Below are 20,790 nucleotides of genomic sequence, written 5' to 3' on the forward strand. Positions count from 1 at the left end.
CCCGTTCACCCGTTAGGCCCGTCCAGGAAAATCACGGCATGAAGCGCACCCTGTTCCGCAACCAGTTGCTGCCCTGGCTGCTGCTGGCGCCGCAACTGGCGATCACCTTTGTCTTTTTCCTGTGGCCCGCGGCCCAGGCCGTCCGGCAAAGCTTTCTGCGCGAGGATGCATTCGGCATCAACACGAGCTTCGTCGGCCTTGCGAACTTCAAGGCGCTGTGGAGCAGCCCGGAATACCTGAATTCCTTGCAGGTGACGGTGGTCTTTGCCGTTTCGGTGACGGTCCTGTCGATGGGCCTGTCGCTGCTGCTGGCGGTGGCCGTGGACCGGATGATCCGATCGACCAGCCTCTATACCACGCTGCTGGTCTGGCCCTATGCGGTTGCACCTGCGGTCGCGGGCATCCTGTGGTGGTTCATCTTCAATCCGACCATCGGCGTCATGCCCTATTTCCTGGACACCATCGGCTATGACTGGAACCACATCAGTTCCAAGAGCGACGCCATGACCCTGGTGGTGATCGCAAGCGCCTGGAAACAGATCAGCTACAACTTCCTGTTCTTCGTGGCGGGGCTGCAATCCATCCCCGCCTCCCTGCGCGAGGCCGCAGCCATCGACGGCGCGGGGCCGGTCAGGCGGTTCTTCGACATCACCCTGCCGCTGCTGTCGCCCACCACCTTTTTCCTGCTGGTCGTGAACATCGTCTATGCCATGTTCGACACGTTCGGGGTGATCGACGCCACTACCGAAGGCGGCCCGGCCCAGGCCACGAACATCCTGGTCTACAAGGTCTATTTCGATGGCTTCGTGGGCCAGAACCTGGGATCGTCGGCCGCGCAGTCGGTGATCCTGATGCTGATCGTGATCGCGCTGACGGTGGTCCAGTTCCGCTATGTCGAAAAGAAGGTGGCCTACTGATGATCGAGAACCGGCCCGGCCTGAACCTTCTGGCGCATCTGGTGCTGATGCTGGGGGTGGTGATCGTCGCCCTGCCCGTCTGGGTGGCCTTTGTCGCGTCCACCCACACCGCCACCGACTTCATGTCGGGCACGATCCCGCTGTGGCCCGGACCCTATCTGCTGGAAAACTATTCCCGGATGCTGGACGCGGGCGTATCGACCAGCGGCACCCCCCCGGTGGGCACGATGATGCTGAATTCGCTGATCATGGCGCTGCTGATCGCCTGCGGCAAGATCGCCATTTCCATCACCTCGGCCTTTGCCATCGTCTATTTCCGCTTTCCCTTCCGCAACCTGGCCTTCTGGTGCATCTTCATCACCCTGATGCTGCCGGTCGAGGTGCGGATCGTCCCGACCTTTCAGGTCGTGGCCGACCTGGGGATGCTGAACAGCTATGCCGGCCTGTCGGTGCCGCTGATCGCCTCGGCCACCGCGACGTTCCTGTTCCGGCAGGTGTTCCTGACCATCCCGGACGAACTGACCGAGGCCGCCCGCATCGACGGCGCCGGTCCCATGAAATTCTTTCGCGACATCCTGATTCCGCTGTCGCGCACCAACATCGCGGCGCTGTTCGTGATCCTGTTCATCTATGGCTGGAACCAGTACCTGTGGCCGCTGCTGATCACCACCAGCAGCGATTACTATACCATCGTCGCGGGCATCAAGCGGATGGCCGATGCGGTGGACGGGCTGCCGCAATGGCATCTGGTGATGGCCACCGCGATGCTGGCGATGATCCCGCCGGTCGCGGTCGTGATCGGGATGCAGCGCCTGTTCGTCAAAGGTCTTGTCGAGACGGAGAAGTAAGACAATGGCATCCATCATCCTCGACAAGGTCGGCAAGATCTATGCCGGCGGCACCCGCGCCGTGGGCGATGTCAGCATCGACATCGCGGACGGCGAATTCATCGTGCTGGTCGGCCCGTCGGGCTGCGGCAAGTCCACCCTGCTGCGCATGGTCGCCGGGCTGGAATCGATCAGCGAAGGCACCGTGCGCATCGGCGACCGGGTGGTCAACGAGGTGGAACCCGCCGACCGCGACATCGCCATGGTGTTCCAGAACTATGCGCTCTATCCGCATATGTCAGTGCGCCAGAACCTGGCCTATGGCCTGAAGAACCGCGGCACCCCCAGGGCCGATATCGACCGCCGCGTGGCCCAGGCCGCCGAGATCCTGCAGATCGGCCCCTATCTGGACCGCAAGCCCCGCGCCCTGTCGGGCGGTCAGCGCCAGCGGGTCGCCATGGGCCGCGCCATCGTGCGCGAGCCGGCGGCCTTTCTGTTCGACGAACCCCTGTCGAACCTGGACGCGAAACTGCGCGTGACCATGCGGCTCGAGATCAAGGAGTTGCAGCGCCGCCTGCGCACGACCTCGATCTATGTCACCCACGACCAGCTCGAGGCGATGACGCTGGCCGACCGGCTGGTGGTGCTGAACGGGGGCCGGATCGAACAGATCGGCACCCCGCTCGAGGTGTATCGCAAGCCCGCCTCCGTCTTTGTCGCAGGCTTCATCGGCAGCCCGGCCATGAACCTGATCCCGTCCCGCGCCGTGCCGCATCTGCCCGGTTCGGCCCATGCCGGCATCGTCGGCATCCGCCCCGAGGATCTGAGCGTGGCCCCCGACGGTCCGATCCTGATGCAGGTCGGCGCGGTCGAAGAACTGGGCGCGCAGCGTCTGGTCCACGGCCATGTCGAAGGCGAGGCGCTGACCCTGGCCATGCCCTCGGATGCGCTGCTGTCCGACAGCCTGCGCCTGACCTGCCGCCCTGGATCGCTGCATCTGTTCGACGCGAACAGCGGCCAGAGGATCGGCTGAGCCCTTTGCCAAGGCGGGGAACAAAGCCCCAGGGCTGGTGGTTGAAATGGTCCACGGTCAACGATGCAGCGGCGGGCTGCAATCGGTCTGATAAAGGAGATTTCGATGGCTGACAAAACTCTGGACACGCTTTTCCACGAAACGCTCAAGGACATCTATTATGCCGAGCGCAAGATCACGTCCGCGCTTCGCAAGATGGCGCGCGCAGCCCAGAACCCCGATCTGAAGGCCGCCTTCGAAACCCATGAGGAAGAAACCCAGGGCCAGGTCGAACGCCTGTCGCAGGTATTCGAACTGATGGGCAAGCGTCCGCGCGGCAAGACCTGCGACGCGATCGAAGGGATCATTTCCGAAGGGCAGGAGATCATGGAGGAGTTCAAGGGCAGCCCTGCCCTGGACGCGGGGCTGCTGGCGGCGGCCCAGGCGGTCGAGCATTACGAGATCAGCCGCTATGGCACCCTGAAAAGCTGGGCCCAGCAGCTTGGCATGGATGAGGCCGCATCGCTTCTGGACCAGACCCTGCAAGAGGAAACGGCCACCGACGAAAAGCTGACCGCCCTGGCCGAGACCGTCGTCAACGCCGCGGCCCAAAAGGCTGCCTGACCCGTCAGACCCGGCCAGTTGATCCGCCCGGATGATCCGTCACCCGGGCGGACGGCATTCCGTCCGTTTCTCCACAGGGTTGATCCGGACCGAATCTGCGGTTCCGCAACGCGGGCTCGACCCTTGGCCGCATGAATCCGGGATTCCCCCTGCCGGGCCCTGCATGGACAGGCAGGGTGAAACCCGCGGCGATCCGCCTGTCGGATGCGGCCTTGCATCGGGGCGGCGAACCGCCGATCCTGTCCGCAGTCCAGTCCAGTCCAGCCCTGACCCAGCCAGCCAGCCGAAGGTTCGATTGTCCGCACGTTCTGTTCATCCCGCCTTGGCGGACCCTTGGGACTCGGCCCTGGCGATGGGGCCGGGCACGGTCATGGCCGTGCTGACGGCCACGCACGGGCCTGCCTATCGCAACCCCGGTGCCGCCATGGCCATCGGCCCCGACAGCAGCCTGGCGGGCGCGTTGAGTTCCGGCTGCATCGAGGCCGACCTGGCCCTTCAAGCGCAGCAGGTCCGGGCCGAAGGCCGCCCCCTGCACCTGCGCTATGGACAGGGATCGCCCTTCATCGACCTGCGCCTGCCCTGCGGCGGCGCGATCGAGGTGATGCTGTTCGCGTTGCGCGATTTCGATGTCCTGACGGCCCTGTCCCGCGCCCGCGCCGCCCGGCGACAGGCCTCGTTGCACATGTTTCCCTCGGGACGCCTGGCGCTGGACGGCAGCGGCGGTTTTGCTTTGACTTTCAAGGCCCCGCTGCGTTTCGCCATCTTCGGCGCGGGGGCCGAGGCGACGGTGTTCGCCGATCTGGCACGGTCGCTGGGCTATGACCACGTTCTGATCTCGCACGAGGATCAGAGCCTTGAGGTGGCCCGCGCCATGGGGTGTACCGTATCCCGGCTGGGCGACCTGTCCGATGTGGCAAAGCTTGTGCCGGACGACCGCTGCGCGGCGCTGCTGTTTTATCACGACCACGACCACGAGCCGCGAATCCTGCAACGACTGCTGGATCGTCCGGCCTTCTACATCGGCGCGCAGGGCAGCCGGGCAACCCATACGGCCCGTCTGGCGCGGCTGGCCGAACTGGGTGTCCCGCCCGAGGCCCGCGACCGGGTGCGCGGCCCCATCGGCCTGATCCCCTCGTCGCGCGACCCCCGGCTGCTGGCAGTCTCGGTCCTGGCCGAGGTGGTGATGGCAGCGGGCGATCAGGTTGTCGTGCCGGTCCTTGCATGAGGCGGGCGGGCGCGCTGCTGGCGGCGGGCAGTTCGACCCGGTTCGGGCCAGACGACAAGCTGCTGGCCCCCTGGCGGGATCGGCCGCTGGTGACCTGGGCCGCCGATGCGCTGCGCGCGGCGGGATGCGACGGCCTGCTGGCGGTGGTGTCGTCGCCGGCAGTGGCGGCGATGCTGCCTGCGGATTTCGGCGTGCATGTGCTGCCGCCCGGCGGAACCATGTCAGCGTCCTTCAAGCACGCGGTCCGATGGGCACAGGCGGGCGGCGCTGACGGGCTGCTGCTGTGCCTGGGCGACATGCCGAACGTTTCCCCCGCCCTGCTGCGCCGTCTGCTGGCGCTGCCGGGCAGCGGTGCCTGCGTGCAGGGACACCGGCGCCTGCCCCCGGTCCGGATCGCCGCCGGGGATTTCGCGCGCGTCCTGAGCGCGCCCGAGGGGGACCACGGCGCGCGCGCTCTTGTTGCCGCCCTGCCCGACGACCGCCTGATCCCTGTCAGCCCCATGACGGCCCATGACATCGACCGGCCCGCCGATCTGGACGATGGGGTCTGATGACGGACAGCATCAGCGTCCGGTGATACCCGGAAAGGCGATCAACAGCGCGATGGCAATGATCTGCAAGCCGATGAAGGGCAAAAGCGACCGGAAGATGATGCCCAGCGAAATGCCGGGGCGCCACGGATTTCAGATAAAAGGCGGCCGGACCGAAGGGCGGCGACAGAAAGCTGACCTGCATGGTCAGCAGCGCGATCCCCCCAGTCCAGGAATGCACCCAGAAAGAACAGGATCGCCATCATGAAGATCACCGCCATCGAGACGCTGCGGACCGAGGAATTTTCCAACGTGTTGTGGGTCAGGCTGCATACCGATCACGGCAGCATCGGTCTGGGCGAAACCTTTTACGGCGCGGCGGCGGTCGAGGCCGCGTTCCAGGATTTGGACGCGGCGGGCATCGCCATCGACATCCTGGTGAACAACGCCGGCATCCAGCACCGCCAGCCGATGTGGTGGACCTGTCGCTTGCCGACTGGCAGCGGGTGATCGACACAAACCTGACCAGCGCCTTCCTGCTGGGACGCGAGGCCGCCAGACGGATGATCCCGCGCGGGCGGGGCAAGATCATCAACATCGGCTCGCTGACCAGCGAACTGGCCCGTGCCACGGTGGTTCCCTATACCGTTGCCAAGGGCGGCATCCGCCTGCTGACCAAGGGCATGGCCGCCGAATGGACCCCGCTGGGCATCCAGGCCAATGCCATCGGGCCGGGCTACATGCTGACCGAGATGAATGCGGCGCTGACCGCGAACCCGCAGTTCGACGCCTGGGTCAAGGGGCGAACCCCGGCCGGACGCTGGGGCCGCCCGGACGAACTGGTGGGAACGGCGGTCTATCTGGCATCGGACGCGTCGAACTATGTCAGCGGCCAGATGATCTTTGTCGATGGGGGCATGATCTCGGTTCTGTGACGCGCCGTCAGGAAGACCCGCCGGCCTTCCTGCCCTGCCACGGCTGACCCGGCGCGCTTTCGTTCGCTGCTCGTGTCGCCTGCGGGGCCAGGGTTTCGACGGCATGATAATGGGACAGATGCACCTGCCCCGTCAGGTGATCGAGGAAATGGCTGCGCTGCAGGCGGTCCATGACAGGCCCCTTGACCTCGGACAGGTGCAGGGCGATGCCTGCGTCGGACAGCCGGTGCATGACCAGTTCCAGGCTTTCCAGCGCGCTTGCGTCGATGCTGTTGACGGCGGCGCAGTTCAGGACCACGTGGCGCAACTGCGGACGGGCCGCAACCTCCTGCTGGATGACGGTCTCGATGGCGCGGGCATTGGCAAAGAACAGGCTTTCGTCGATGCGCAGGCCCAGCACCTCGGGGGTGCAGACAACCTTGTGCCGCAGCACGTTGCGGAAATGCTGGGTGCCGGGCACCTGCCCGATCACGGCGACATGGGGCCGCGAACTGGCCCACAGATGCAGCAGCACCGACACCGCGACCCCCGCCATGATGCCCGCCTCGACCCCCGCCAAAAGCGTCACCGCCAGCGTCGCGGCAAGGGCCGAGAAGTCCGAACGGGAATAGCGCCAGGTCCGCGCCAACGCCCCGAAATCCGCAAGACTGAGGACCGCGACGATGATGGTGGCGGCCAGCACGGCGACGGGCAGGTGGAACAGCAGCGGCGTCAGGAACACCGATGCCAGGGCGATGCCGATGGCGGTCAGGGCCCCTGCCGCGGGGGTCTGCGCGCCCGCGTCGAAATTCACGACCGACCGGGCAAAGCCCCCGGTGACGGGGTAGCCCGATGAAAACCCCGCGGCGAGGTTTGCCATGCCAAGGCCGATCAGTTCCTGGTCCGGGCTGATCGACTGGCGGCGCTTGGCGGCCAGGGTCTGCGCCACCGACACCGATTCCACGAACCCGATCAGCGCGATCAGCAGGGCCGAGGGCAACAGCGCCATCCACAGCGCGGGGTCGGCATCGGGCAGCGACAGGGGCGGCAGGCCCTGCGGCACGTCGCCCACCACCGCCACCCCTGCGGCGCCCAGGTCCAGCACAACGACCGCCCCGATGGCGGCAGCCACCGCCAGAACCGGCCCCGTGCGCGCCAGCAGGGCGGCGACGGCCGGGGACAGGCCAAGCCCGGTCAGCGCGGGCTTCAGGCGGCTGCGCGACCAGAACAGAAAGGCCGTCGCCAGAACCCCGATCGCCAGTGTCGGCCAATGGGTGTCGGACAGATTCTGCATCAGCGAGACGGCCATCTCGGGCAGCGTGCCGCCCTGCGCCTCGACCCCCAGGATGTGCCTGATCTGCCCCAGGGCGATCAGCAGGCTGGAGGCGGTCATGAAGCCCGAGATGACCGGATGCGACAAGAGGTTCGCCAAAAAGCCCAGCCGAAAGACCCCCATGGCCACCAGGATCAGTCCCGAAAGCAGCGCCAGCGTCAGGGCGGCGGCGACATATTCGGGACTGCCGGGCACCGCGACACCCGACGCGGCCGTGGCCGTCAGCAGCGACACCACCGCGACCGGCCCTACCGACAGGGTGCGGCTGCTGCCGAACAGCGCATAGACGACCAGCGGCAGGATCGAGGCATACAACCCGACCACCGGCGGCAGCCCGGCCAGCATCGCATAGGCCAGCGACTGCGGGATCAGCATGATCGTCACGATTGCCGCCGCCACGCCGTCGCTGACCAGGGCGTGCCGGTCATAGGCACGCCCCCAGTGCAGGATCGGCAGGATGCGCGCCAGTCGCGTCACGGCTCAGGTCTCGACCGGAAGGCCCCTCGCCTTCCATGCCTGGAACCCGCCCTCGATCACGGCGGCTTTGTAGCCCATGGATTTCAGGGTATCGGCCGCCAGTGCGGCGCGCGCGCCCGACGCGCACAGGACATGCACCGGCCCCTTGCCCCGCATCCGGGTCAATTGCGGCTCGGCCGTGCCAGCCGTTGCGTCCGCCCGGCTTTCCAGAAGGCCGCGCGGTATATGCAGCGCACCGGATACGCGGCCGTCGTGATCCAGCTCCCCCGGCTCGCGCACGTCCAGGATCAGACTGTTGTCCGATTTGGCCTTTGCCGCCTGCTCGGGTGCGATGGTCCCGACACGGTCGCGTGCCGTCTCGACCATCTCCTTCATCGTCTTCCCTTTTTCCTGCGGCGCCGGGAACCGGTTGACGGGAATTTTCAGGTAAGTGTGCCCGTCCCCCTCGGGCGCAGGCAGGCGTCCGCCGCGCAGGTTGATCTGCAAGGCCGCCAGAATCCGGTCGGGCAGCGGCAGGGTGGCGTCGCGGTCATCGCGCAGCCTGATCCAGTCCTCGCGCCGGGTGCCGTCCTTGACGTGGCGGTTCTCGGCGCGGTGCTGGGCGACGGTTGCCTCCCATCGCGGTTCCTTCCGGTCATCGGTGCCATAGTCGTGTCCGACGAACAGGCGGGTCTGCGGTGGCAGCGCCAGGATCGCCTGGATCGAGTCCCAAAGCTGTTCCGTGTTGCCACCGGGAAAATCGGCGCGCGAGGTGCCGACGTCGGGCTGCATCAGCGTGTCGTGCACGAAGGCCGCATCCCCGCAGACATAGGTGATCGAACCCAGCGTATGGCCGGGCGACAGCATCACCCGCGCCTCGAGATCGCCGATGCGGAAGGTTTCTCCGGGGGCCAGCAGCCGGTCGAAGTCGCGCGCCGGGTCGAAGGCGTCCGGCAGGTTGTAGAGGTCCGCCCAGATGCGGGCGATGTCATGGACCTTGTTGCCGATGGCGGCCGGCGCGCCTGTGCGGTCCCTCAGATGGGCCGAGGCCATGACGTGATCGGCATGGGGGTGGGTGTCCAGCACCCATTCCACCGTCAGCCCGTGGTCGCGCACCAGATCCAGCACCTGGTCCATGCTGCCGGTCGAAAAGCGACAGTTCTTGGGGTCGAGGTTCCAGACCACGTCGATCAGCGCGGCTTTCTTTGTGGTGGGATCGGCGCAGATGTATTGGATCGAGCCGGTATCGGGCTCGTAGATGCCCCAGACGTCGGGACTGCCCGCCCCGGTCGAGGGCGAATGGCGCACCACCCGGTCCTTGAGTGTCGATTCGCTCATGATGTCGCTCCTTTGCCTTGAAGATGTCCGCCCGCCTTGATCCGTGCGCCCAGCCACAGACCCGCCAGCATCGCAGGCAGGAATACCAGCGTGCCCGGCGCCAAGAGCGGCAGCGCGGTCCAGGCCGGGCCGGGGCAGAAGCCGCCGATGCCCCAGCCGATCCCGAACAGCGCCGCCCCGGTCAGAAGGGGCCGGTCGATGGCGGTCGTCTTGGGAATGTCGAAGGATTGTTCCAGCACCGGCGCCTTGCGGCGCCAGACCAGCCGATAGCCGACAAAGGCGGTCAGCGTGGCCCCGCCCATCACGAAGGCGAGGCTTGGATCCCAGGTTCCGGCCAGATCGAGGAAATTCAGCACCTTGGCCGGGTTAGCCATGCCCGAGATGACCAGCCCCAGCCCAAAGACCAGCCCCGACAGAAATCCCCACACAATTCGCATCACAAGCCCCCCAGGACATGGCGCAGGACGAAAACGGTTGCAAAGCCCGCCGCCATGAATGTCGCAACCGCCGCCAGGGACCGGCCCGACAGCCGCGCCAGCCCGCAGACCCCGTGTCCCGAGGTGCAGCCAGAGCCGAGGGCCGTGCCCACCCCCACCAACAGCCCTGCAACCGCCATGCCGCCCAAGCCGTCGGGCACCGTCTGCGACACCGTCCCGCCCAGGGCCATCACCACCAGCGGCGCGGCAATCAGCCCCGCCAGAAAGGCCCAGCGCCAGTCACGGTCCCGCGCCGTGCCGGGCAGGCCGGCTGCGCCCTGCGTGATTCCGGCAATGCCTGCGATGCGCCCGAACAGCCCCATCACCATCACCGCGCTGAGCCCGATCAGCACGCCGCCCAGCAGCGAGGCCCAGGGCGTGAAAGCCGTCTCGATCCCGATTTCCATGCGAACCCTCCATGCTTGCGGCGGCGCTTGCCCGGACCGCCTGCCGGGTGTATATATTACTCATGTCTAAATCAGTCAACGCTAATATAATAGCTCAGGACGACCGGGCTGCCCGGGCCTTGCAGGACCGTGCCGATCACGTGGCCGAGCGGCTGGCGCTTGTGGCCAATGCCAAGCGCCTGCTGATCCTGTGCGAACTGGCCAAGGGTGAGCGGTCGGTGGGGATGCTGCAGCAGGCCGTGGGCCTGGGTCAGTCGGCGCTGAGCCAGCACCTGGCGAAACTGCGCGAGGCGGGCATGGTGGATACCCGCCGCCAGGGTCAGACCATCTTCTATCGCATCACCGATTCCGACCTGACCCTGCTCATGACCGCCCTTTACGACGTCTTTTGCAAGGACGTGTGACGGGGGCCAATGGACCCCGGCGACCTTCAGATGATCCTGACCTGCGTTCCCACGGGACACAGGCCGAACAGCTCCTCGATCTTTTCGTTGTACAGCCCGATGCAGCCGTCCGAGGACAGGCGCCCGATCTTGCGCGTGTCATGGGTGCCGTGGATCAGGTAGGCGGGCCAGGACAGATACATCGCATGGGTGCCCAGCGGATTGTCCGGGCCCGGCCCGACCGGCTTCCAGTCGGGATAGCGTTCCATCTGCGACGCCGTGGGGGTCCAGCTTGGCCCGACCTTCTTGCGCACGATCTCGGTATGGCCGCGCTTGGTCAGCTCCTCGGAAATCGGGACCGAGGTCGGATAGGTTCTGTATGTCTGCCCGTCCCCGGACCAGAAATGCAGCGCCCGCGACCGGGTATCGGCCACAATCGCGCCCAGTCCCAGGTCGTCGAAATGGTCCTGCCAGTTCTGCATTGTAAAGCTGCTCAGGTTGCGCTGCGGGTCAGCCTGCGCCCGGGCCACCGCAGGGGCGGCCAGGCCCGCAAGGGCGATCAGGCCAAGCGTGCGTCGGCGTGAAAGGATTGTCATGATCTGCTCTTTCCTGGTGGGTGACGAAAGGTGGGTCAGGCGGTGCCGCGGGCCTCGGCGATCGCCCGGCGCAGGCGATCGCGGTCCAGGGCGCCTGCATAAAGGCTGCGGCCGATGATGAACGCAGGCGTGCCTTGCAGCCCGAGGGCAGCGGCCTGCCGGCTGTTGCGGCCCATCAGCCCGTCCCATGTCTGGCGGTTCTGCCGATAGGCGTCCAGCATCGCGGCGGGATCAAGCCCCGCCCCTGTCAGAACGGCGCGGACATCGTCTTCGGACAGCCGGGCGGGCGTGGCCATCAGGGCCGACTGTGCCGCAAGATAGGTGCCGTCCGCCACGCCGCCCAGCACCAGTTGCGCGGCCAGCACCGACGCATCGCCAAAGATCGGCCAGTCCTTCATCAGCAGGCGGAGGTTGCCGTCGGCCTCGACCTCGGCCATCAGGTCGGGGTGCCCGCGCTTGCAGTAAGGGCATTGGTAATCGAAGAATTCCACCACGGTAACGTCGCCCTGCGGATTGCCCAGCACCGGCTGGTCGGGGTCGTTCAGGATATCCTCGACAGCCAGATCGTCGCTGTCGGCCGGCTGGCGCAGCACGGCCCATGCCACGGCGCCGCCCACTGCCGTCAGCCCGGCACCCAGGCCGGCGGCCAGAAGGGTTCTGCGGTCAAGGGTCATGCCGGTTCTCCGGGGATTGTTGCAATCGGGGCCGGTTCGGGCGGGGTGGTGCCCTGGCCGGATTGTTCCTGCGTCAGGACCACCACCCTGGTCATGCTGTCGGTGTTCTCGGCCAGATGGATGATGTCCTGATTGAACAGACGGATGCATCCGGCGGAACTGGCGGTGCCGATCGACTGCGGGTCGGGTGTGCCGTGGATGCGGTAAAAGGTATCCCCGCCGCTGTTGTGGATATACAGCGCCCGCGCGCCCAACGGGTTTTCCAGTCCGCCGTCCACGCCGCCGGCCGAAGGGCCGTATCGTTCGGGATTGGTCGCCAGCATGTTGTCGGTGGGCGTCCAGCGGGGCCAGTCACGCTGATAGGGGATATAGGCCTCGCCGGAGAAACCATAGCCTGCGGCCCCGACGCCGACGGTATAGCGCATGGCCTTGTTGCCGGGGCGCACCTGGTAAAGGCGCTTGGCATAGGGGTCCACAATGATCGTGCCAACAGGTTCATCGGTCCAGTAATCGACCACCTGCCGGGCCTTGTCCTCGGTCAGCAGGCTGGCCGGGATGGCGGGAACGGTCAGGTCGCCGTCCGGCCGGGCGGCATACAGGGCGGCGGTTTCGGCGCTGATCGGGGGCGGGGTGGGCGCCGCGGCGGGCGCCGCAGCGGGCGCAACAGGGGCCGCAGCAGGCGGCACGGTTTCGCAGGCGGCCAGCCCCAGCAGGGCGGTCCCTGCCAGAAAGGCCTTCAGCAGAGGGTTCATCGTCATTTCCTTGCAGTTTCGATCATGGTTCGCAGCGCGGGGGCGGAAATCTCGCCTGTCTGCGCCGCAACCAGCGTCCCGGTCCTGTCGAAGACCAGGGTCGAGGGCAGGCCCACGGCCCGCAGGCGGCCCATCAGATACCCGCGCGGATCGCGCAGCATCCCGGTCAGGGGCAGGTTCTCGGCCGCCAGAAAGGCAAAGACGCGGTCCGCGCTTTCGCCCTGGTTGGCAAACACGAAATCGACATCGGGCATTCCGGCGGCCATGTTCGTCATCATCGGCATTTCGCGGCGGCAGGGGGGGCACCAGGTCGCCCACAGGTTCACCACCGTCACCTTGTCGCGTCCTGCCAATTGGACAGGGCTGCCGTCCAGGGCCAGCAGTTCCATCGCCGGCAACTGCATCTGCGGACGCGGCAGGGCAGCGGTGACGGCCTGATGGGCCACCGCCGTGACGGCGGCCGCGATCAGCAAGGGACGCAGCACCGCGCCGCGCCCGGTCAGCAGCGCCGCAGCCAGCGTGGCCCCCGCTGCCGCCCAGCCGGCCCGCGCGGAAAAGCCCCCCTGCCACAGCTTGAGCGCATCAAGGGGCGCGCCCGCGAAATCGTCCGCATTGGTCAGGACAAAGCCCAGGCGGGCCCCCAGAATCCAGGCCAGAACGGCCCATCCCGCCCAGGCCTCGACGGTGCGGCCCTGGCCCCGCTGGCGGCCAAGGCGCACGGCAATCGCCGAGACGGCCAGAAACAGCCCGATCGCCGCGACCGCCGCCAGACGGGACGCATCAAAGACGAACGGTCCGATGGAAACGGCGTTCATGGGGCGACCTGCGCGATCGAGGCCAGCAGATCGCCGCTGTCCACATCGCCGATCAGCCGGCTACCCGGCGGTTCGGTCCGCGCGGCATCGACAAAGATCATCGTCGGTGGCCCGGCGGCGGCCAGGGTCTTCATCAGCGCCTGTGCCTCGGCCGAAAAGTCGGTGACATCGACCTTGATGCGGACCAGATCGTCCAGGGCGCGTGCGACCTGCGGGTCGGCCAGCGCGTCCCGCTCGATCTTGCGGCAGATGACGCACCAATCGGCGGTGACATAGATCATCGCAGGTTTTGGAACGTCCAGCGCCACATCCAGCGCGGCCTGCGTGGTCACGGTCTGGAACGGCCCGCTTGCGGGCGCGGGCTGGGCGGTCCGGCCCGCCAGGGGGGCCAGGGGTCGCGTCGGGTCATCGGCACCCATGGCCGCGCCGATGCCCTGGATCAGCCCCGCAAAGACCAGCAACAGCCCGGCCGCCGAGGCCAGTCGCGATGCGCGGGACGCGCCCGGCGACAGACGATCCAGGGCGCCGATCGCCACCCCGCAGCCGGTCAGCAGCACCGCCCACAGGACCAGAACCACCGGCCCCGGCAGAATGCGCCCGGCCAGCCAGATCGCCATGCCCAGGAACACGACGCCAAAGACCAGCTTTACCCCGTCCATCCATGCGCCACGGCGGGGCAGGATGCGCGGGCCAAAGGCGCCGACGGCCAGCAGCGGCACCCCCTGCCCCAGCCCCAGCGCAAACAGCGATGCCGCGCCCAGGGCGACATCGCCGGTCTGGGCGATATAGATCAGCGCCCCGGCCAGCGGCGCCGTCACGCAGGGGCCGACAATCAGGGCCGAGCCGAAGCCAAGGCCAGCCGCCCCCCCAAAAGAGCCGCCGGTGGCCGTCCGCCGCGCCAGCCGCGCCTGCCAGGCAGGCGGCATTTGCAGATCGAACAGCCCCAGCATCGACAGCGCCAGACCCACGAAAACCGCCGCGACAAGGCCGATCGCCCAGGGCGATTGCAGCGCGGCCTGAAGATTTGCCCCCGACCAGGCCGCAACGATTCCCAGCAGCGCAAAGGCGGATGCCATCGCAAGCACATAGACCCCGGTCAGCGCCAGTCCGCGCCCTGCGGTCAGCCCCCCGCCCTGCCGGGTCAGCATCCCCGCCACGATGGGCACCATCGGCAGCACGCAGGGCGTCAGCGACAGCAGCAGACCGAACCCGAAAAAGGCCAGCAGGACCAGAACCGCGCCGCCTTGTCCGGCCAGACCCGCGACCAGGCCGTCATCCCTGGCCAGTGACAGCCCCGACCGGGGGGACTGTGGGGACTGGGGGGACTGTGGGGACTGGGGGGCAGGAACCGCAGCCGCGGATGATTGCGCCGCGCCGCCGTCGGCCTGCCAGGACCCGAAGGCGCTTTCCCCGGCGGCGTCTTCCTGCCTGATCGTGCCGTCGGTTTCCAGAACCGCCTGCTGCGGGGCATAGCAGATCCCGTCCTGCTGGCAGCCCTGCCATTTCAATACCGTCGGTCCCTGCGGATCGGGAACCGTGACCGCGACCTCGTCCGGGCCGCGATAGATTTCGTCACGACCAAACCAGGGGTCGTCGTAAACCTCGCCCTCGGGCAGGGTCAATGGGATCGCCGCGCCGTCGGGCGCAATCGCTTCGATCTTGCTGCGATACAGGTAATAGCCGGGCTGCACCGCCCAGCCGATCTGCAAATCGCCCGAGGCGTCGGTCGTCACGCTCAGCACAAAGGCTTCGGCCGGGTCCAGCGGGGGGGCGGGTTGCGCCGATACCGCACCCAGCGCCATCATCCATGCGGCTATCGCCGCCGACAAGATTCGTATCATCATGAGGATGCAGCTAGACAGGCCAGCTTAAGCCAGACTTAAGCCTGGTCTGAAACAGGCGGATGGAAAGAACAGGAAAGGACCACTGTGCGAATCCTGATCGTGGAAGATGATCCGGTGCTGTCGGACGGATTGACGGTCGGGCTGGGCCTGTCGGGATTTACGGCCGATGCGGTTGCAAGCCTGGCCGATGCGCGCGCGGCGCTGGCCCACAGCGATTTTGCGGGCGTCGTTCTGGACATCATGCTGCCGGACGGTCTGGGCACCGATCTGCTGGCCGAGATGCGGGCCGCCGGCAACCTGATGCCGGTGCTGCTGCTGACGGCACGCGATCAGGTGCGGGACCGGATCGCGGGGCTGGACGGCGGTGCGGACGATTATCTGGGCAAGCCCTTCGACCTGGACGAACTGGCCGCCCGGATCCGGGCCATGCTGCGCCGGCAGGGCGGACGGGCCAGTCCGGTCCTGCGCTGGAACGGGCTGGAGCTTGACCCGGCGGCGATGACCGCCCTCCAGGACGGCAATCGCCTGCGTCTGTCGCGGCGCGAATTCGCCATCCTGCATGCCTTGGCCGAACGGCCCGGACACATCCTGTCGCGGGCGCAGTTGGAGGAACGTCTTTATGGATGGCAGGAGGATGTCGAAAGCAACACGGTCGAGGTGCATATCCACCACCTGCGCGCCAAGCTGGGCCGCGAGGTGATCCAGACCGTACGCGGCCTGGGCTATTGCATGGCGGCATCCGGACCGGTTCCCGGCTGATGTCCATCCGCCTGCGCCTTATCCTTGTGCTGACGCTGGCCACCAGCGCGATCTGGCTGTCGGCGGCGCTGTGGATCAACGTCTCGACCCGCGCGCAGGTCGAGCGGGTGCTGGATGCCCGCCTGTCCGAGGCGGCGAACATGGTCAGTTCGCTGATGGCGGACCGGCGGATCGCCCTGAACGACGGCACGGGGCACGCCACGATCGCCCTGCCGATGGAAACCGGCTATTCGCGCCATCTGTCCTGCCAGATCTGGTCGTTGCAGGGCGATCTGCTGGGCGCTTCCTCGGGCGCGCCGGATGCCGTCCTGTCCGACAAGGACGGCTTCACCACCACGCGGATCCACGACGAACCCTGGCGCGTCTTTACCGTCGTCAATCCCCAGGCAGGGGTCCGGGTGATGGTCGGCGACCGGATGGAAGTGCGCGACCGGCTGGTGGGGGACGTGGTGCAAGGGCTGTTGTGGCCGCTGGCGGTGATCTTTCCCGCGCTCGCTCTGCTGATCTGGGTCAGCGTGGGCCGTGGGCTGGCACCGCTGGCGCATCTGGAAGGCGCACTGCTCAGCCGCCAGCCGGACGATCTGCGGCCCCTGCCCGAAACCCCGGACCCCCGCGAAATCCGACCGGTGCGACGGGCACTGAACAACCTGTTCCGGCGTCTCGACGATGTGCGACGCACCGAGCGGGACTTTACCGCCTTTGCGGCCCATGAGTTGAAGACGCCGCTTGCGGGGCTGCGCACCCATGCCCAGATCGCCCGGATGGCCACCGATCCGGCGGTGCGCGACCGGGCGCTGGCGGCGATTGCAACCTCGGTCGATCGAACCGACCGGATGGTGCGGCAGCTTCTGGATCTGACGGCCATCGACCAGGGCGCAGCCCCGGTCGAGCGTCTGGACGTGGCGGCGCTGCTTGCCGATATCATCCAGCAGGCCGAGGATCAGGCCCATGCCCGGCGGGTGCGGCTGGTGACGCAGGCCGACGACCTGCCGCCCCTTTCTGCGCCGCGCATCCTGATCCTCAGCGCGCTGCGCAATCTGGTCGAGAACGCGATCCAGCATTCCCCCCCCGGCGGGACCGTCAGCCTGACCGCCCTTTGCAACGGCCCCGGGATAAGGTTCGTGGTCCGCGACGAAGGCCCCGGCATCCGGCCGCAGGACCGCGACCGCGCCACCGACCGGTTCTGGCGCGGTCCGGGACGCGAGGTTCACGGCAGCGGGCTTGGCCTTGCCATTGTCGCTGCGGCCGTCCAGCGGATGGGCGGGCGGCTGGATCTGGGCCAGGGACAAGGCGGGCAAGAGGTGGCGCTGACGCTGCCGTTGTCGGATACGTTACAGGATCGGGGCGGCTCTTAAGGCGCCCTTAAGGTTGAGCGGCAAATCCACCGCCCTTATACAGCGCAGGATCTGCGTGGAACTGTTTAGAGGACGACGCATGCAACGCCGAAACTTCCTGATCGCCGGGACGGGACTGCTGATCCTGCCCACGATGGCCCTTGCCGCGCGGGAAAATCCGATGCCCGAGGAACTGCGAAAGGTGCTGGAGCGTGATCCCACCGCGCCGGTCCTGGGCAATCCCGACGGCGATGTCACCCTGACGGAATTCTTCGACTACAACTGCCCCTTCTGCCGCAAGATGGTTGATCCGATCCATCGCCTGATCCGGTCCGATCCGAACCTGCGGGTGGTGTTCCGCGAATGGCCCGTCTTCGGCGCGGATTCCGAGGACGCCGCCCGCGCATCGCTGGCGTCGCTGCAACAGGGGCGGTATTGGCAGATGCACCGGGCGATGTTCTCGATCCGGGGAAAGGCCAATGCCGACACCGCCCGGCGGGCCGCGGAAAAGGTGGGTCTGGACATGGCGCGCCTGCAACAGGACATGCAGGCGGATCAGGTGGAACGCCACATCACCAACAGCTTTCTTCTGGCCGACCACATGGGGCTGATGGGCACGCCCAGCTTCATCGCAGGCGACGAGGGCGCGTTCGGGGAATTCAGTCTGGACGAACTGCGCGGCCTGGTTCAACGCGCCCGGGAAACCCTGGCGGCCGGATAACCGGCGCCGGTCGGGCGGCCGTCACCGTCCCATGAGCCCGTCCAGAAACGCCTGCGCGGCCAGCGACAGTCGCTTTGCTTCGGGCCAGGCGACATGCCAGTGGCGGATGATCGGAAACGGATGGACGTCAAGTTCGGCCAGATAGCCGTGGCGCAGTTCAAGCGCCACCGTCCCGCGGCTGAGCACCGACAGGCCCATCCCCGCGATGACGCCCTGTTTCACCGCCTCGTTCGCGCCCAGTTCGATCCGTACCTTCGGCACCGCGCCCGCCTCTGCAAAGCAGCGTTCCGCCGCAAGACGGGTGCCCGAGCCGCTTTCGCGCATCACGAACGGATAGCGGGCCACATCGCGCATGGTCAGGCCGCGTTTCCGGGTCAGCGGATGATCCGATGGCGCGATCACCACAAGCGGATTTTCCGCAAATCGCTCAACCGCAGCGCCAAGTTCCTCGGGGGGCGTTCCCAGAATGTACAGGTCGTCCGCGTTGCGCAGGAACCGGGCCAGCAGCTCCTCGCGGTTGCCCACGGTCAGCACGACCTCGATGCCCGGATGGGCCGCGCTGAAGGCACCGATCCTGGCGGGAATGTCGTATTTCGCGGTCGAAACGGCGGCCAGACGCAGCCGCCCACGGGCAAGGCCGCGCAGTTCGGCCAGCGCCATGTCGAGATTTGCGGTTTCCTCAAGCATCCGGTGGGCCGCTTTCAGCACGATCTGACCGGCCTGGGTCAGATACAGCGTCTTGCCAAGGCGTTCGATTAGGCAATGGCCCAGGTGATCTTCAAGCTGGCGGACCTGCGCAAAAGCGGCGGGCTGGGTCAGGTTCAGGATTTCGGCGGCGCGGGTATAGGAAAGCTGCTGCGCAACCTCGCGGAAGATCTGCAACTGACGCAGCGAATAGGCCATGAATAACCTATAGTGTATTATTTCAATCAGAACTATTCATTTTTATTTATTCATGAGTCGTGTGCAAGTTGGACCAGGCAGTCCGGTTTCATCGCCGGCCATCGGGAGGAGCCCAACACGATGAACGTCCAGAGCCCCAAGAAATACGACGCCGGTGTCAAGGAATACCGCTCTACCTATTGGGAGCCGCAGTATTCGGTCAAGGAAACGGATGTCCTGGCGGTCTTCAAGGTGATCCCGCAGGACGGCGTGCCGCGCGAGGAGGCAGCGGCTGCGGTGGCTGCCGAAAGCTCGACCGGCACCTGGACAACGGTCTGGACCGACCTGCTGACCGACCTGGATCACTACAAGGGCCGCGCCTATCGGATCGAGGACGTGCCGGGGCAGGACGAGGCCTTTTATGCCTTCGTCGCCTATCCCGCCGATCTGTTCGAGGAAGGATCGGTCGTCAACGTGTTCACCTCGCTGGTGGGCAACGTGTTCGGCTTCAAGGCCGTGCGGTCGCTGCGCCTCGAGGACGTGCGCTTTCCGATCTGGTTCGTGAAGACCTGCTTCGGCCCGCCGCATGGCATCCAGGTCGAACGCGACAAGATGGACAAGTATGGCCGCCCGATGCTGGGCTGCACGATCAAGCCCAAGCTGGGCCTGTCGGCCAAGAACTATGGCCGGGCGGTTTACGAATGTCTGCGCGGCGGGCTTGATTTCACCAAGGACGACGAAAACGTCAACTCGCAGCCCTTCATGCGCTGGCGCGACCGTTTCCTGTTCTGCCAAGAGGCCATCGAGAAGTCGCAGGCCGAAACCGGCGAGCGCAAGGGCCATTACATGAACGTCACCGCCCCCACGGTGGAGGAAATGTTCAAGCGCGCCGAATTCGCCAAGGAACTGGGCACGCCCATCATCATGTCGGATTACCTGACCCTGGGCTGGGCGGCGCACAATTCGCTGTCGAAATGGTGTCGGGACAACGGCCTGCTGCTGCATGTCCACCGCGCCATGCACGCGGTGATCGACCGCAATCCCAACCACGGCATCAATTTCCGCGTTCTGGCCAAGCTGCTGCGTCTGCTGGGCGGCGACCACCTGCATTCCGGCACCGTCGTCGGCAAGCTGGAGGGCGACCGAAACGCCACGCTGGGCTGGATCAACCTAATGCGCGACAAGTTCATCAAGGAGGACCGCAGCATGGGCATCTTCTTCGACCAGGACTGGGGGTCGATGCCCGGCGTGTTCCCGGTCGCCTCGGGCGGGATCCACGTCTGGCACATGCCCGCCCTTGTCGCGATCTTCGGCAACGATTCGGTGTTGCAGTTCGGCGGCGGCACGCTGGGCCATCCCTGGGGCAACGCGGCGGGCGCCGCGGCAAACCGTGTCGCGCTCGAGGCCTGCGTGCAGGCCCGCAACGAAGGCCGCGAGATCGAGAAGGAGGGCAAGGACATCCTGATGGCCGCCGCCAACCATTCGCCCGAACTGAAGGCCGCGATGGAAACCTGGAAAGAGATCAAGTTCGAGTTCGACACCGTCGACAAGCTTGACGTCCAGCACCGCTGACAGCCCTTCCCGCAAAAAGGATCACAATGATGAGCATTATCCAGGACTATCCTTCGCGTCTGTCGGACCCGGCAAGCCGCAAGATGGAAACCTTTTCCTATCTGCCGGAAATGACCAAGGACCAGATCCGCAAGCAGGTGCAGTGGGTCGTCGATCACGGCTGGAACCCGGCGATCGAGCATACCGAGCCCGAGAATGCAGGCGGCTATTACTGGTACATGTGGAAGCTGCCAATGTTCGGCGAAACCGACGTGGACGCGATCCTGGCCGAACTGGACGAATGCCACGCGGCCAATCCCGGACACCATGTCCGCCTGATCGGCTACGACAACTTCACCCAGAGCCAGGGCGCCAATATGGTTGTCTATCGCGGTCAGCCGGTCTGACAGCCGACGGGGC

General features: G+C 66.7%; 24 protein-coding genes and 2 pseudogenes. 14 read left to right on the forward strand and 12 right to left on the reverse strand.

Annotated elements, in window-relative coordinates; genetic code table 11:
• Positions 1-38 precede the first annotated feature (38 nt).
• The 6 genes from ugpA (at position 39) to EYE42_RS14350 (ending at position 5,156) form a co-directional block, all read left to right on the forward strand.
• Complete coding sequence (ugpA, locus tag EYE42_RS14325; RefSeq protein ID WP_130992006.1) at positions 39-917, forward strand: sn-glycerol-3-phosphate ABC transporter permease UgpA; 879 nt, start codon at positions 39-41, stop codon at positions 915-917.
• Positions 917-1,765 carry a sn-glycerol-3-phosphate ABC transporter permease UgpE gene (ugpE, locus tag EYE42_RS14330; protein ID WP_130992007.1) on the forward strand — a complete coding sequence of 283 codons (849 nt, stop codon included), beginning with the start codon at positions 917-919 and terminating at the stop codon, positions 1,763-1,765. Before ugpA ends, ugpE begins: the two co-directional genes overlap by 1 nt.
• A gap of 4 nt (positions 1,766-1,769) precedes the next feature.
• Positions 1,770-2,777, forward strand: coding sequence for a sn-glycerol-3-phosphate import ATP-binding protein UgpC (locus tag EYE42_RS14335; protein ID WP_130992008.1), 1,008 nt, complete (start codon positions 1,770-1,772; stop codon positions 2,775-2,777).
• A 105-nt stretch (positions 2,778-2,882) separates the two neighbouring features.
• Entirely contained in the window at positions 2,883-3,380 is a 498-nt protein-coding gene (locus EYE42_RS14340; protein ID WP_130992009.1) for a YciE/YciF ferroxidase family protein, read from the forward strand.
• A gap of 295 nt (positions 3,381-3,675) precedes the next feature.
• Complete coding sequence (locus EYE42_RS14345; RefSeq protein WP_246020827.1) at positions 3,676-4,605, forward strand: XdhC family protein; 930 nt, start codon at positions 3,676-3,678, stop codon at positions 4,603-4,605.
• Positions 4,602-5,156: a nucleotidyltransferase family protein gene (locus EYE42_RS14350; RefSeq protein ID WP_130992011.1), complete on the forward strand. Its 555-nt coding sequence runs from the start codon at positions 4,602-4,604 to the stop codon at positions 5,154-5,156. Before EYE42_RS14345 ends, EYE42_RS14350 begins: the two co-directional genes overlap by 4 nt.
• Before the next feature lie 12 nt (positions 5,157-5,168).
• Here EYE42_RS14350 and EYE42_RS16410 read toward each other — a convergent pair.
• Positions 5,169-5,419: pseudogene (locus EYE42_RS16410) on the reverse strand (TRAP transporter large permease subunit); the annotation flags it as partial.
• Between EYE42_RS16410 and EYE42_RS16415 the strand changes: the two are divergent.
• Entirely contained in the window at positions 5,400-5,645 is a 246-nt protein-coding gene (locus EYE42_RS16415; protein ID WP_246020828.1) for a hypothetical protein, read from the forward strand. The pseudogene EYE42_RS16410 and the gene EYE42_RS16415 sit on opposite strands and share 20 nt — an antisense overlap.
• Positions 5,612-6,070: an SDR family oxidoreductase gene (locus tag EYE42_RS14365; protein ID WP_165455803.1), complete on the forward strand. Its 459-nt coding sequence runs from the start codon at positions 5,612-5,614 to the stop codon at positions 6,068-6,070. Before EYE42_RS16415 ends, EYE42_RS14365 begins: the two co-directional genes overlap by 34 nt.
• A 7-nt stretch (positions 6,071-6,077) precedes the next feature.
• Here the strand turns inward: EYE42_RS14365 and EYE42_RS14370 are convergent, their stop codons facing one another.
• The 5 genes and pseudogenes from EYE42_RS14370 to EYE42_RS14385 form a co-directional block, all read right to left on the reverse strand.
• Positions 6,078-7,859 carry a SulP family inorganic anion transporter gene (locus EYE42_RS14370; RefSeq protein WP_130992012.1) on the reverse strand — a complete coding sequence of 594 codons (1,782 nt, stop codon included), beginning with the start codon at positions 7,857-7,859 and terminating at the stop codon, positions 6,078-6,080.
• A gap of 3 nt (positions 7,860-7,862) precedes the next feature.
• Complete coding sequence (locus tag EYE42_RS16420; RefSeq protein ID WP_342772719.1) at positions 7,863-8,234, reverse strand: rhodanese-like domain-containing protein; 372 nt, start codon at positions 8,232-8,234, stop codon at positions 7,863-7,865.
• Positions 8,235-8,261: 27 nt separating this feature from the next.
• Positions 8,262-9,176 (reverse strand): annotated as a pseudogene (locus EYE42_RS14375) (MBL fold metallo-hydrolase); the annotation flags it as partial.
• The gene (locus EYE42_RS14380; RefSeq protein WP_130992014.1) at positions 9,173-9,613 is read right to left on the reverse strand and encodes a DUF6691 family protein; all 441 of its coding nucleotides are present in this window, start codon (positions 9,611-9,613) and stop codon (positions 9,173-9,175) included. The gene EYE42_RS14380 and the pseudogene EYE42_RS14375, both read right to left, overlap by 4 nt.
• Positions 9,613-10,059 carry a YeeE/YedE family protein gene (locus EYE42_RS14385; RefSeq protein WP_130992015.1) on the reverse strand — a complete coding sequence of 149 codons (447 nt, stop codon included), beginning with the start codon at positions 10,057-10,059 and terminating at the stop codon, positions 9,613-9,615. Before EYE42_RS14385 ends, EYE42_RS14380 begins: the two co-directional genes overlap by 1 nt.
• Positions 10,060-10,121: 62 nt before the next feature.
• Between EYE42_RS14385 and EYE42_RS14390 the strand changes: the two genes are divergently transcribed.
• Complete coding sequence (locus tag EYE42_RS14390; protein ID WP_130992016.1) at positions 10,122-10,463, forward strand: ArsR/SmtB family transcription factor; 342 nt, start codon at positions 10,122-10,124, stop codon at positions 10,461-10,463.
• Between the two features lie 26 nt (positions 10,464-10,489).
• Here EYE42_RS14390 and EYE42_RS14395 read toward each other — a convergent pair whose 3' ends face one another.
• The 5 genes from EYE42_RS14395 to dsbD are packed head-to-tail and all read right to left on the reverse strand — an operon-like array spanning position 10,490 to position 15,123.
• A complete protein-coding gene (locus EYE42_RS14395; RefSeq protein ID WP_130992017.1) occupies positions 10,490-11,038 on the reverse strand; it encodes a L,D-transpeptidase in 549 nt (182 codons plus the stop codon).
• A 35-nt stretch (positions 11,039-11,073) separates the two neighbouring features.
• Positions 11,074-11,712 carry a DsbA family protein gene (locus EYE42_RS14400; protein WP_130992018.1) on the reverse strand — a complete coding sequence of 213 codons (639 nt, stop codon included), beginning with the start codon at positions 11,710-11,712 and terminating at the stop codon, positions 11,074-11,076.
• Positions 11,709-12,464, reverse strand: coding sequence for a L,D-transpeptidase (locus EYE42_RS14405; protein ID WP_246020829.1), 756 nt, complete (start codon positions 12,462-12,464; stop codon positions 11,709-11,711). The genes EYE42_RS14400 and EYE42_RS14405 overlap by 4 nt, the downstream gene beginning before the upstream one ends.
• 2 nt (positions 12,465-12,466) lie before the next feature.
• Positions 12,467-13,279, reverse strand: a complete 813-nt coding sequence (locus EYE42_RS14410) for a TlpA disulfide reductase family protein (RefSeq protein WP_130992020.1) — start codon at positions 13,277-13,279, stop codon at positions 12,467-12,469.
• The gene (gene dsbD / locus EYE42_RS14415) at positions 13,276-15,123 is read right to left on the reverse strand and encodes a protein-disulfide reductase DsbD (RefSeq protein ID WP_246020830.1); all 1,848 of its coding nucleotides are present in this window, start codon (positions 15,121-15,123) and stop codon (positions 13,276-13,278) included. The genes EYE42_RS14410 and dsbD overlap by 4 nt, the downstream gene beginning before the upstream one ends.
• An 84-nt stretch (positions 15,124-15,207) precedes the next feature.
• Between dsbD and EYE42_RS14420 the strand changes: the two genes are divergently transcribed.
• From EYE42_RS14420 to EYE42_RS14430, 3 genes are all read left to right on the forward strand, one after another.
• Positions 15,208-15,882 (forward strand): winged helix-turn-helix domain-containing protein, encoded by a 675-nt coding sequence (locus EYE42_RS14420; protein ID WP_130992021.1) that lies wholly within the window; start codon positions 15,208-15,210, stop codon positions 15,880-15,882.
• Positions 15,882-17,237 (forward strand): ATP-binding protein, encoded by a 1,356-nt coding sequence (locus EYE42_RS14425; RefSeq protein WP_246020831.1) that lies wholly within the window; start codon positions 15,882-15,884, stop codon positions 17,235-17,237. Before EYE42_RS14420 ends, EYE42_RS14425 begins: the two co-directional genes overlap by 1 nt.
• 79 nt (positions 17,238-17,316) lie before the next feature.
• Positions 17,317-17,937 carry a DsbA family protein gene (locus EYE42_RS14430; protein WP_130992022.1) on the forward strand — a complete coding sequence of 207 codons (621 nt, stop codon included), beginning with the start codon at positions 17,317-17,319 and terminating at the stop codon, positions 17,935-17,937.
• 21 nt (positions 17,938-17,958) lie between these two features.
• On the opposite strand, the gene EYE42_RS14435 is transcribed toward EYE42_RS14430, so the two are convergent.
• Positions 17,959-18,840: a LysR family transcriptional regulator gene (locus tag EYE42_RS14435; RefSeq protein ID WP_165455805.1), complete on the reverse strand. Its 882-nt coding sequence runs from the start codon at positions 18,838-18,840 to the stop codon at positions 17,959-17,961.
• Between the two features lie 120 nt (positions 18,841-18,960).
• Between EYE42_RS14435 and EYE42_RS14440 the strand changes: the two genes are divergently transcribed.
• The gene (locus EYE42_RS14440) at positions 18,961-20,391 is read left to right on the forward strand and encodes a form I ribulose bisphosphate carboxylase large subunit (RefSeq protein ID WP_130992023.1); all 1,431 of its coding nucleotides are present in this window, start codon (positions 18,961-18,963) and stop codon (positions 20,389-20,391) included.
• Positions 20,392-20,420: 29 nt separating this feature from the next.
• Complete coding sequence (locus EYE42_RS14445; RefSeq protein WP_130992024.1) at positions 20,421-20,777, forward strand: ribulose bisphosphate carboxylase small subunit; 357 nt, start codon at positions 20,421-20,423, stop codon at positions 20,775-20,777.
• Positions 20,778-20,790 lie beyond the last annotated feature (13 nt).

Source organism: Paracoccus subflavus, from assembly GCF_004310345.1.
Taxonomy (GTDB): domain Bacteria; phylum Pseudomonadota; class Alphaproteobacteria; order Rhodobacterales; family Rhodobacteraceae; genus Paracoccus; species Paracoccus subflavus.

Bases quoted from the DNA above. Each gene is read 5' to 3' on its own strand.
- EYE42_RS14400 (WP_130992018.1), bottom strand. From the start codon at position 11,712: ATGACCCTTGACCGCAGAACCCTTCTGGCCGCCGGCCTGGGTGCCGGG.
- EYE42_RS14445 (WP_130992024.1), top strand. From the start codon at position 20,421: ATGAGCATTATCCAGGACTATCCTTCGCGTCTGTCGGACCCGGCAAGC.
- EYE42_RS14335 (WP_130992008.1), top strand. From the start codon at position 1,770: ATGGCATCCATCATCCTCGACAAGGTCGGCAAGATCTATGCCGGCGGC.
- EYE42_RS14395 (WP_130992017.1), bottom strand. From the start codon at position 11,038: ATGACAATCCTTTCACGCCGACGCACGCTTGGCCTGATCGCCCTTGCG.
- EYE42_RS14380 (WP_130992014.1), bottom strand. From the start codon at position 9,613: ATGCGAATTGTGTGGGGATTTCTGTCGGGGCTGGTCTTTGGGCTGGGG.
- ugpE (WP_130992007.1), top strand. From the start codon at position 917: ATGATCGAGAACCGGCCCGGCCTGAACCTTCTGGCGCATCTGGTGCTG.
- EYE42_RS16420 (WP_342772719.1), bottom strand. From the start codon at position 8,234: ATGAAGGAGATGGTCGAGACGGCACGCGACCGTGTCGGGACCATCGCA.
- EYE42_RS14440 (WP_130992023.1), top strand. From the start codon at position 18,961: ATGAACGTCCAGAGCCCCAAGAAATACGACGCCGGTGTCAAGGAATAC.
- EYE42_RS14435 (WP_165455805.1), bottom strand. From the start codon at position 18,840: ATGGCCTATTCGCTGCGTCAGTTGCAGATCTTCCGCGAGGTTGCGCAG.
- EYE42_RS16415 (WP_246020828.1), top strand. From the start codon at position 5,400: ATGAAGATCACCGCCATCGAGACGCTGCGGACCGAGGAATTTTCCAAC.
- EYE42_RS14350 (WP_130992011.1), top strand. From the start codon at position 4,602: ATGAGGCGGGCGGGCGCGCTGCTGGCGGCGGGCAGTTCGACCCGGTTC.
- EYE42_RS14385 (WP_130992015.1), bottom strand. From the start codon at position 10,059: ATGGAAATCGGGATCGAGACGGCTTTCACGCCCTGGGCCTCGCTGCTG.
- EYE42_RS14340 (WP_130992009.1), top strand. From the start codon at position 2,883: ATGGCTGACAAAACTCTGGACACGCTTTTCCACGAAACGCTCAAGGAC.
- EYE42_RS14425 (WP_246020831.1), top strand. From the start codon at position 15,882: ATGTCCATCCGCCTGCGCCTTATCCTTGTGCTGACGCTGGCCACCAGC.
- EYE42_RS14405 (WP_246020829.1), bottom strand. From the start codon at position 12,464: ATGAACCCTCTGCTGAAGGCCTTTCTGGCAGGGACCGCCCTGCTGGGG.
- EYE42_RS14430 (WP_130992022.1), top strand. From the start codon at position 17,317: ATGCAACGCCGAAACTTCCTGATCGCCGGGACGGGACTGCTGATCCTG.
- dsbD (WP_246020830.1), bottom strand. From the start codon at position 15,123: ATGATGATACGAATCTTGTCGGCGGCGATAGCCGCATGGATGATGGCG.
- EYE42_RS14410 (WP_130992020.1), bottom strand. From the start codon at position 13,279: ATGAACGCCGTTTCCATCGGACCGTTCGTCTTTGATGCGTCCCGTCTG.
- EYE42_RS14390 (WP_130992016.1), top strand. From the start codon at position 10,122: ATGTCTAAATCAGTCAACGCTAATATAATAGCTCAGGACGACCGGGCT.
- ugpA (WP_130992006.1), top strand. From the start codon at position 39: ATGAAGCGCACCCTGTTCCGCAACCAGTTGCTGCCCTGGCTGCTGCTG.